Below are 11,225 nucleotides of genomic sequence, written 5' to 3'. Positions count from 1 at the left end.
ACATTTGGCGTAACACCTGTGTTACACACTTGATAAGTTACAGTTACTGTCGTACCGCGTTCTGCCAAGGTAGGCGTGTAAGTAAGAATACCAGTTAATGGGTTAAAACTTACTGTTCCGTTGGCAGTTCCTCCTGTTTTTGACAGTGAAGTACTCAAGCCTGCTCGGAAGTCATCATTGGCTAAGATGTTAAAGCCTGTGGCACTACCATACTTGGCCGTAAACGCATCTGCTACTGCTGTAGGTGTTTTAGGGTTTGGATCAGTACCATTTGGATTACCATCTTTATCACAATCCAATAATTTCCATGCTGCACTTGTATTACTTAATACCTGATCTACTGCATTATAGCTACAACCATCTAATGGGTTTGTATTATCAGCTGTCGTTGCTGGGTTATTGTCTGTACCTGTAACCTCTTTGTAGTTTGTTACTCCATCGCCATCACAGTCACTATTTCTCCATGCCGTCGTTGTACTTGATAATACTTGATTCGGTCCCCATACACAACCATCTGTAGGGGCAGGGTCTGTATTGTCTGGGTCTCCATCGCCATCCAAGTCGCCTGCAGCAGGTACACTAATCGTCACCGTTGCACTCGCACATACTTGTGGCGTCACCGCTGTATTACATACTTGGTAAGTGACAGTAACATTCGTCCCTGGCTCTGTAGCAGATGGCGTATATGTAAGTATACCTGTTGATGGTGTAAATACTACGATTCCATTCGCTGTCCCTCCCGTCTTCAAGAGACTAATGGTAGCTGATGCGCGGAAGTCATCGTTCGACAATACATTGACTGTTGAGGCTATACCAAAAGGTGCTGTTAACAAATCATTTACAGCAGTAGGGGTCTTCGGATTTGGATCGGTGCCATTTGGATTACCATCTTTATCACAATCTAATAACTTCCAATCTGCACTCGTATTTGCTAACACCTGATCCACTGCATTATAGCTACATCCATCTAAGGGGTTTGTATTATCTAAAACTGTTGCTGGGTTATTATCTGTTCCTGCAACCTCTTTGTAGTTTGGTACACCATCACCATCGCAGTCTGCATTACGCCATGTGGTTGAGGTGTTCGCTAATACCTGATTAGCACTCCATACACATGCATTTGTCGGCTGTGTATCTGTACTATCTGGATCGCCATCTCCATCGCTATCACATGGAGCTATTGATACTGTAATGAGTGCTGTTGGGCTGTAACAAAGCGTTGTCGCATTATAGTATGAGGCATAATATTGTCCAGCGCCAATCGATGTTGGATCTGCTATTTTATTAACACTTGTCGCAACACTACCAGAATGCCATGTGACATTCAATCCCACAGGTAAGTTTGTTGCTGTCAAATCGGTTAAGTCCGCTGTTGGTGAAGGACAAATGTTGGTTAAGGTTGCAACACCAAAAGATGGAACTGTTGTGATGGCTGGACTAAGTAATGTTTCACTAACCACATTGGAAAGACAACTAGCCTGAGCTACTGTGATATTCGTATACGAACTCGCAACTAACCCATTTATCTTGTAAGAGGTCGAAGGAGTCGACACTATGGAAATAGGGGTTTGTGCAACTCCATTTTTCATATAATTTAAGACATAGGACAACCCTTGAGACAAGCCAGTAATAATTAGTCCACCATCATTCCCTGGCGTACAAGTCACAGGATTAAGACCTATTACATCTATAATTGCTCCTCCAGGATTTGAAATCTGAGTATTCAAACTACTAGATGTGCATCCTCCTTGTGTGACATTGATTCCTCTATATTGACCAGCACCTAGACCTGACATTATATAAGAACTACCTGTTGCAGTAAAACTTATAGAGCCTTGTGCTATACCGTCTTTGGTATAATTTAAAATATAGGAAAGTCCTGTCGTTAAACCTGAAAGCGTAATTGAACCATCTGTAGCTCCGCAAGAAGATACTTGTGTAATCGTTCCTAATGATAATAATGCGGCTCCAGGATCACTAAGAACTTGGCTTAAGGAATTTGAGGTACAGCCTCCTTGAGTAACCGCTATATTAGTATAGCTTCCAGCACCTAACCCCGTAATTGTATAAGATGTTGTACTGGCAAGTACCGTTGAAGACGATTGCCAGATACCGTTCTTCTTGTATCTAAGTACATAGGTATTACCCACTACTAAACCAGATAACGTAATCGTTCCATCTGAAACGCCACAGGCACTTGGTTGAGTAGGTGTACCCAAACTTAATATCACGGCACCTGGATCATTCAAACTTGTACTAACACTATTTGATACACAACCTGAACTAGTCACACGAATATTGGTGTAATCGCCTCGAGTAAGACCCGATAGCGTATATGAAACACCAGTAGAAGTAAAACTCACTGGGGTTTGAGCTATTCCATCTTTCATATAATTAAGTATATATGAGGTAGAAGGCGCCAACCCTGTTAATGTAAATGAACCATCATTTGCAGAACATGTCGTCGGATTTGTTTTAGCAGATAATGAAATGGTAGCTGTAATTGGGTCAGATAAAACTTTACTTAATGCATTGGATGTACAACCCAAACTACTTACTGTTATACCTGTATAATTTCCAGATGTCAAGTTGCTAATTGTATAAGTACTACCTGATGCGGTAAATACAACTGGTGTTAAACCTGTACCATTAAGCATGTAGTTTAAGGTATATTGAGTACCAGAAACTAAACCATTCAGCTGAATAAATCCATCATTTAGCCCACAAGCACTTGGATTTTGACTAGCACCAATACTGATTGTAGCTGTAACTGGATCGGAAAGAACAACTGAAACCCCAGCAATTATACCTGTTGTACAAGTTGTTGATACATTATTAATAATAAAGTTTGTATAAGTCCCAGCACTGATATTTGATAATGTCAAACACCCTGTGCCATCAGCTAATAAAGCTACAGGACTCTGTGAAACGCCATTTTTTGAATAGGATACACTATAAGAAATACCAGAAGTAAGTCCACATATTTTAATAGAGCCATTTGAACCTAAGCAGGTACTAGGATCTACTTTTGTGAAATTACTAGACGCCAATGTTGGCATTGTATTCACAGTAACTGTAACGCTACTCGCTGGACTTTTACAAGTACCATTTACACAAGCACCATAATAGGTAGTCGTTGTCGTTGGGCTTACCGTAGAACTTGCTAACGCTGTCCCCGTCAAACCTGAATTGGTGTACCATGACAAAGTACCTGTAGCACAAGTAGCACTTAGCACACTACTTGAACCTGAACAAATCGCACTTGGACTTGCAGATACACTCGTTGGTGCCAATGGAGTCGCAGTCACTGTTACAGTAACACTACTCGCTGGACTTTTACAAGTACTATTTACACACGCTCCATAATAGGTAGTCGTTGTCGTTGGGCTTACCGTAGAACTTGCTAACGCTGTTCCTGTCAAGCCTGAATCTGTATACCATGATAACGTTCCTGTTGCACAAGTTGCACTCAAGACACTACTAGAACCTGAACAAATTGCACTTGGACTTGCCAATGCACTCGTTGGTGCCAATGGTGTGGCAGTCACTGTTACAGTAACACTACTTGCTGGGCTTTTACAAGTACCATTCACACAAGCGCCATAATACGTAGTCGTTGTCGTTGGGCTTACCGTGGAACTTGCCAAAGCTGTCCCCGTCAAACCTGAATCGGTGTACCATGACAAAGTACCTGTAGCACAGGTAGCACTTAGCACACTACTTGAACCTGAACAAATCGCACTTGGACTTGCCAAAGCACTCGTTGGTGCCAATGGCGTAGCTGTCACTGTTACAGTAACACTACTTGCTGGGCTTTTACAAGTACCATTCACACAAGCACCATAATAGGTAGTCGTTGTCGTTGGACTTACCGTAGAACTTGCTAACGCTGTTCCAGTCAAGCCTGAATCTGTATACCATGATAACGTTCCTGTTGCACAAGTTGCACTCAAGACACTACTAGAACCTGAACAGATCGAACTTGGACTTGCAGAAGGACTCGTTGGTGCCAATGGCGTCGCAGTCACTGTAACTGTAACACTGCTCGCTGGACTTTTACATATACCATCGATACAGGCGCCATAATAGGTGGTCGTAGTCGTTGGGCTAACGGTTGAACTCGCTAAGGCTGTTCCTGTCAAGCCTGAATCTGTATACCATGATAACGTTCCTGCTGCACAAGTTGCACTCAAGACACTACTAGAACCTGAACAAATCGAACTTGGACTCGCTGATGCACTCGTTGGTGCCACTGGTAAAGGTGACTGTACTACAACGATTACAGCACTGACTACGGAATAACATCCTGAAACATCTCTGTAAGTTACATAATAACTGGTGGGTGTTGCAGAAGGAGTTACAAGAGTATTGGAAAGCCTGTTTGCATCTGAAACGGTTGCACTAGTATGAATTGAGACATAGGCATTTGTTGGTTTATTTGTACTATCAACTTGCGCCTTCAAGTTAATAGTTGATGAAACACAGTCGTTTGTAACGACTTTCAGTGGGGTCGGGTTACTGTAACATCCTGATCCGTAATTGTAAACAGCATAATATAGTCCTGGACTAGCCACTTGAGATTGACTTAAAGTCATCAAGTTTCCAGAGGATACAGGAAGTGCATTATGCCATTCAAAGGTAACGCCAGATGGAACAGACGATGGATTATAAGTCGTAATATCAACATTCGGAGCCTGAGCAAAAGATATCCCCGAAAATGCTAATATCAACCCTAAGGACTGAATAATCCAACCTTTGTAAAAGGATAGTAGCTTCATAAATTTGATGATATAAAATGATAGATTCGGTTACTTAAGCGATGGACCTTGCGTTGGAATACAATCCAATGTCCATATATCCACGATTGCTTTTTTAGGAGATTTTGTTAAATCAGCACTACAACTACCTGCACTACCAATTGTAAAGTTTAATGTTCCTAAGGCTGTACCATCGTAGCGTATTGGTATATGGAATGTCTGAATACCTATTGTCCCTGTCGTTACCGAATTGATATCATTCGCTAGTGTCATGCCCGAACCGCTCACCGTAATCGGTGTAAATGTACCCGCTGTGCTTACATTAATTGTCACGACTAAATCTAACTGACTGGCTATTCCAGCAATTGGAGCTGGAGTTAGTTGTGTCTTACCACAATCTAATGCACCTACAGCAGTATTGGTGGGAACTACAGGTCCATCAGACCACGGCCCACCTGAACCTGGACTTGGGTTACAATTTGCTAATAATTCATTAGCAATTGGTACTGGATAATATGAATATTCATAGCCAAATATCTTACCAGTACCAGTATTTGCAGTCATCTCACCTGCAAAATAGCCCCTACCCGTTTTTGAAACTATACCAAGTTGAGTACCTGATGCATAGTCTGCCGAGCGAAAAAGCTTTGATGCACCCTTGTAATTTACTGCTTCAACATTCCATTGTAAGGTGTTTGTGGTGTGGGCATTATAAACATCTCTACAGCGGTCATTCACTGTAAAGCCTGAGGCGTATGCAAGACTTAAATAATTACCAGAACTTATAACATTGCGACTTACAGCTCCATTTGTACCACTCCACCAAACTTTATTATCATCTCCAACTACCAACGTTGCTTGTGTCTCTGCATCTTCTCTTGAAGGCGTTTCTATTTCAATTATTTTAGTAGCCCCAGGAGGTAACGCCACCTCTTTAAATACTTTTAGCGTATATAAAGAGTCAATATTGCCTGAATTAACAAAACGTGCATGATAGTCTGTGTCTAATACTGGTGGTGTTTTTAAAGGAGCAACTACATAAGTTCTATAATCCTCATAAGGAGGACGCCCTCCTCTATTAAACCAAATTCGCCAAAGCCCAGTCACATAGGCTTTCCCGCTTGCACTTAAAGCATAATTCGTATAACCATAGGAGTTTCCTTTAGTAAGCTTCATTGATATAATATCTTCGCCAGCAGGGAAAGGGACTTCCCTCGGATTAATCACTATTATATTTCCATTTTGTTCATTAGGTGTCACCGTGGGAGTAGGTGTATTATAAGAAAATAGCGATGGCACACCCGTATTATATGCAGGAAGCATCACTCCTGTATAATATATTTTGCCATTATTCCCTTTGAGGTATATAAAAGGTGTTGTATTAATAGGACTAACCCAAACATTTGTATATTTAAAGCCTGCATCTACTCCCACAGGATTGGGCAAAGCATTAAACGCTGTAGTTGTACCAGCTACGCCAAGATAGCCAATATGATATGCTTTGCCAGATGCCCCAATGGCAATCCAGTAGTCAATTCCTTTTCTAGGAACATCAAAATCTACAAAGTTGCTCTCTCCAAGAATAGATATTTGCACCGGAACTCTTTTTATTCTAGTCGAATCAGTATAATAAGTTGTACCATTATTTGTCCAAGCATTCTGTAGTAAACCACTATTATGCCCCCAAGCATAGAGATTCCCACTTTCACTTAACGCAAAAAAAGTAGGAGGGCTGTATCCTGAAGTAGTAGAATTACCATGGATTCTTACTTTCTTCATCGTTTGCCCACTTGGACTTGGAACATAGTAAGGAGTCATTTGCCAAAGTGGCTCAGCACTACCTGTTGCTGTCGTAAAACGACTGTGAATAGTGTACGAAGCATTTGTACCCCATACATAGATTTTTTTATCCGTAGTTAACCCTATGCTTGATGCAGAAGTTGCGTCTTGTAATACAGACGATATATGATCCCAAGTGAGTTTTGAATAGGCTGGTGCACCTAAATCTTGGGCAACTAATGTACCGCTTGTTAATAAGCTTACTAACAAAACAGCGAGATATTTGATTATTATGTAATTTCTTCTCATGATTCAAAAGTTTATTATTTGCTTAACGTAATACATATCAAGGTAGAATAAGCATCAGTCCCAATAACTTGAGACATTTGCTAATTATTTGCTATATTTTTTTAGTAAAACAGCAAAAAGCTCACTCATTAGCTTATGTTTTTATCATATTATATACTTAATATTTGATTATACGTAATAGTACTAGCTGAGATGCGATAGCAGGCCTTCAATATTCATCTATCTTTTGTGTTAGTACTGAAATAGCTATGCCATAACATCTTAAAGAAATCTACAAATGTTGTCATGAGATATTTTAGTACACATAAATTGAACTAGGGTCTTTTTAGAAGAAAACCCTACTTTACGAATTCAATAATAAGTAGATAATGATGCACTAGAGGCTAATTAGACTTTGTAAGTCAATTATAATGTAGCTGTTAATTGCGATACATTTACTACTTAGGCTAGTTGATTGACCTAAACATCGGTCGTTTTATAATAGGCGTTAATATTATTATATTTCTTAAAACTCTGTTACTAATGCTCTTTTAAGAACTTAGAAAATAAAACAGTGAATGAGAGTAATAGTAAATCCTTGACTTTGGTACGAAACAAATACTTATGAGTCACAAGGCTATACAATGCCTAAAATGAGACAAATATTGAGCCATCAACTAACACTAATTAGGCTTTCGACCTGAATCAGAACGAACGACACGAAAAATATAATGAAACCCTCGAATTAATAAACGAACGTGTCTGTACGTCGTGAAATAAATCATTATTTTTTTCATAAATTAGATTATAAATTCGTCGAAAATAAATCTCAACTTTTTTGATTTTTTCATTTTGTAGAGGATCTAAAAAGTATATATTTTTCACTACACTCTATCCCTTGAAAGATTCTCATCTTAATTTTTGGAAAATCCTCGTTCCTACACAACGTTTCCCCTATCATTTCTGGTCTAGTAGCTTAAAGCACAGGCAATTTATCACCCCTCTAAATATTTAGTATATGAACAAGTTTTCACTTTCCTTATGTTTTTTATTATGCTTTCATTCTTTGATTTTTTCTCAAACTGACTGTTCCAATATTGGCTTCGAACTTGGAAATATTACTGGATGGACACTTAGTAATGGTACTCTAACTGATGACGGAACAAAAGCCGTATATGGCACAGAAGCTTCGGGAGCTACCTACAAAATTGTTAACATTAGTGAAGGATATGATGCAAATATTACTCAAGACAAAATTCCTGTGGTATCAGGGAGTAATTATGCCATTCGGATTGGAAGTAATACTGAAGGAGGAAGCTACCATCGTCTAAAAACTTCACTCGTAGTTACGGCAGATAATGCTCTGTTTCAGTACAAGTTCGCGGTTATGCTTGCAAATGATAAACAAGGGCATGCTGACTTTCAAAAGCCCGGATTTAATATTCTGATCACAGATCAAAACGGTAATCAATTAGCATGCAGTTACTATGATGTGCAACTTTCAACACCTGGTTCTACGGCAACCTTTAAATCTCAAACCTATACAAATGGTACGATTGAGTATAAGGACTGGACAACAGGCGCAATCAATTTGAGCAATTATATTGGTCAACGTATCAATATCCAAGTTACTGCACATGGCTGTACCAAAAGAACTCACTTTGGATATGCCTACTTTGATGCGCAATGTTTGAAGGCGGAAATAAAAGCAAATGCGGTTTGTCCAGACGAAAACGGTTTTATGACATTTTCAGCTCCAGATGGTTTTGCACAATATACTTGGAACACTGGTGCTACAACCTCAAGCATTACAGTAAAGCCCACGCTGGGCGATAAGCTTTGGGTGAAAGTTTTACCTCTTGCAAGCTTGGATAAGACCTGCGAACTGCAATTAAAATATGAACTCAAATATCAACATGTTTATAATACCATTGATTCGACAATCTGCGAAGGCGAATCGGTAACAGTTGATAGCAAAAAATATAAAACAACTGGCATTTATACAATCAATATTAGTCGGCAAGGTATCTGCGATAGTACCATCACACTTAAACTAAAAGTAACAGCACTTACCAGATATAGTAATGTAGTAAGTCTTTGTTCTGGAAAAACGCTCAGCGTTGGTAGCAAAACCTACAATAGTACAGGTATTTATGTAGACACCTTACAACGTGCTGGCAAATGTGATAGTATTGTTACGAATTATCTCACGATTGTTGATGTTGATATTTCATTAGAGCAATCAGATTTCAATCTAGTAACTGGCGATAAAGCATTCTTAAAAACCATAGCGCGTTCTACCGGTAATTATCAATACACTTGGGTTCCCTCCACCGATCTAGCTTGTGCGAATTGCTCAGAAACTTGGGTAACACCCAGTCAAAGTAGACAATACAAAGTATATGTCGTGAGCCAAGACAATACTTCTTGTCGTGATACAGGTACTGTCAATATAGCCGTAAGACGATGTGACATCGTGATTTTACCTAATGCATTTTCTCCTAATCTGGATAATCATAATGATTATTATTTTGCTTATGCTAGTGGTTGTGTAAAGCAAATCAAAAGTATGAAAATTTATAATCGTTGGGGTGAATTGATATTTTGGAAAGAAAACCTATCCCCTACTGATCAGACCAGTGGCTGGGATGGAACTTACAAAGGAGTTTTAGCTGAGGTTGGTAGTTATGCGTATCAGTTAGAGGTAGAATTAAATAATGGACTCATCAATAATCAAAGTGGAGCCTTTGTATTGATGAGGTGAATACTGTCAATTGATTATTTTAAATCTCTATTTTATCAGCAGATACACAAAATATTGTGTATCTGCTGATAAAATAGAGAAGTCTTTCTACCAATTAGTCTTTTTATGTCCCCAAGTTGCATAGTACGCAATATACAGGTACAATGGAATCAAAAGTCCATAAGCTGATTGAGCACCGATGGTATCTGCCAATTTACCGTACACTAGTGGTAAAATAGCGCCACCTGCAATCATCATTACCAATAAGGCCGAACCAAGCTTGGTAAACTTACCAAGTCCATTAATCGCTAATGGCCAGATCGCTGGCCACATGATGGCATTGGATAAGCCTAATAAGGCAATGCTCAACACAGAGGTGTATCCAGTTGTGAACAATGCCACAAGTGTAATTACTACACCCAATAAAGATGATAACTTTAACCAAGTTTGTTGTGATACATATTTAGGAATCAATACAATTCCTAATACATAACCTACCAACATCGACCATAAAGTAAATTGACCAAAGTCTTTAGCTTCTGATTCTGGAAAACCTAGTGAAATACCATAACTAATAATTGTATCTCCCGAAATTACCTCAAGACCTACATAGCTAAACAATGTAACCAAGCCTAAAACCAAATTTGGGAAAGCCCAAATGCTCGTTTTTTCACTTTTCTCTGAGGTATCACCCTCTTGTTCCTCACTGACTTCAGGCAAACCTTTTGACAGCATAATCAAAATAGCCAGTACAATCAATACACCCGTTAAAATCAAATAGGGTACTGTTACTTTATCTAATTCTGTTTCGCTGGATACAGCAACACTCACCGTGCTACTTGCCAATAGCAAACCTCCCAAAAGTTTCTGACTCAAAATACCTGCAATTTTGTTGGCAATACCCATGATACTAATACGCTGGGCAGCGCTTTCGCGGTCTCCTAGGATAGTCACATAAGGATTGGAAGCCGTTTGCAATAAAGTCAAACCGATACCAATCACAAATAAGCCTACCAAGAAAAGAATGTAAGAAGCCATTTTGGCAGCAGGAACGAAAGTTAACGTACCAATTGCCATTACACCCAAACCTACAGCCATACCTTTTTTGAAACCAATTTTTTTCAAAATTTCTGACGAAGGAATCGCCATGACTGTATAAGAAATAAAGAAGGCAAAGGTTACTAGTAGCGAGCTTGTATTATCTAGGTTAAATGCTTTTTTGAAAAAAGCAATCAGTGTTCCATTCACCCACGTGACAAAACCGAATACGAAAAATAATACCCCAATGATAATCAAAGGGCCTAAGTAATTTTGTTTTTTGTTGTTCATAGTTTGTACAAGAAAATTGGATATAACGCAATATATTACCGAAAAATACCAAATTTTACTAGAGGATAAAATATAACCGAATGATAATCATTATATTTAGGACTATTTAAAGGTTTTTTTCAACCAAATAAAAGTTGGAACTTTTAGTAAAATATTATGCAATATACTGATTTTCAGAACAAATCAATATCTTTAATCTTAATTTACAGTAAATACTAATAAATATTATATTTAAAAATTAAATTCGGCAATTTATTACTACCCAACAACAATAAAACACAAAACCGCAGACTTTCAGCTTTTTATCAGCTTCAACTCTGCGGTTTTGT

At 38.8% G+C, this 11,225-nt stretch carries 4 protein-coding genes; 1 reads left to right on the top strand and 3 read right to left on the bottom strand.

Annotation, left to right across the window (positions count from 1 at the left end; all coding sequences use genetic code 11):
- Both QM524_RS17225 and QM524_RS17220 read right to left on the bottom strand, forming a co-directional pair.
- Positions 1-4,778 (bottom strand): Ig-like domain-containing protein (locus tag QM524_RS17225; RefSeq protein WP_404828276.1); only part of this gene is annotated, 4,778 nt, incomplete at its 3' end.
- 30 nt (positions 4,779-4,808) lie between these two features.
- Positions 4,809-6,845, bottom strand: coding sequence for a hypothetical protein (locus QM524_RS17220; protein ID WP_283345527.1), 2,037 nt, complete (start codon positions 6,843-6,845; stop codon positions 4,809-4,811).
- Between the two features lie 997 nt (positions 6,846-7,842).
- On the opposite strand from QM524_RS17220, the gene QM524_RS17215 reads away from it, so the two are divergent.
- Entirely contained in the window at positions 7,843-9,588 is a 1,746-nt protein-coding gene (locus tag QM524_RS17215; protein ID WP_283345526.1) for a T9SS type B sorting domain-containing protein, read from the top strand.
- 87 nt (positions 9,589-9,675) lie between these two features.
- Here the strand turns inward: QM524_RS17215 and QM524_RS17210 are convergent, their stop codons facing one another.
- Entirely contained in the window at positions 9,676-10,896 is a 1,221-nt protein-coding gene (locus QM524_RS17210; protein WP_283345525.1) for a sugar MFS transporter, read from the bottom strand.
- Between the last annotated feature and the right edge of the window lie 329 nt (positions 10,897-11,225).

The organism is Flectobacillus roseus (assembly GCF_030056595.1).
GTDB lineage: Bacteria > Bacteroidota > Bacteroidia > Cytophagales > Spirosomataceae > Flectobacillus > Flectobacillus roseus.
This window is presented reverse-complemented; position numbering and strand designations above follow the sequence as displayed.

Coding starts and splice junctions, on each gene's coding strand:
- QM524_RS17220 (WP_283345527.1), bottom strand. CDS start 6,845: ATGAGAAGAAATTACATAATAATCAAATATCTCGCTGTTTTGTTAGTA.
- QM524_RS17215 (WP_283345526.1), top strand. CDS start 7,843: ATGAACAAGTTTTCACTTTCCTTATGTTTTTTATTATGCTTTCATTCT.
- QM524_RS17210 (WP_283345525.1), bottom strand. CDS start 10,896: ATGAACAACAAAAAACAAAATTACTTAGGCCCTTTGATTATCATTGGG.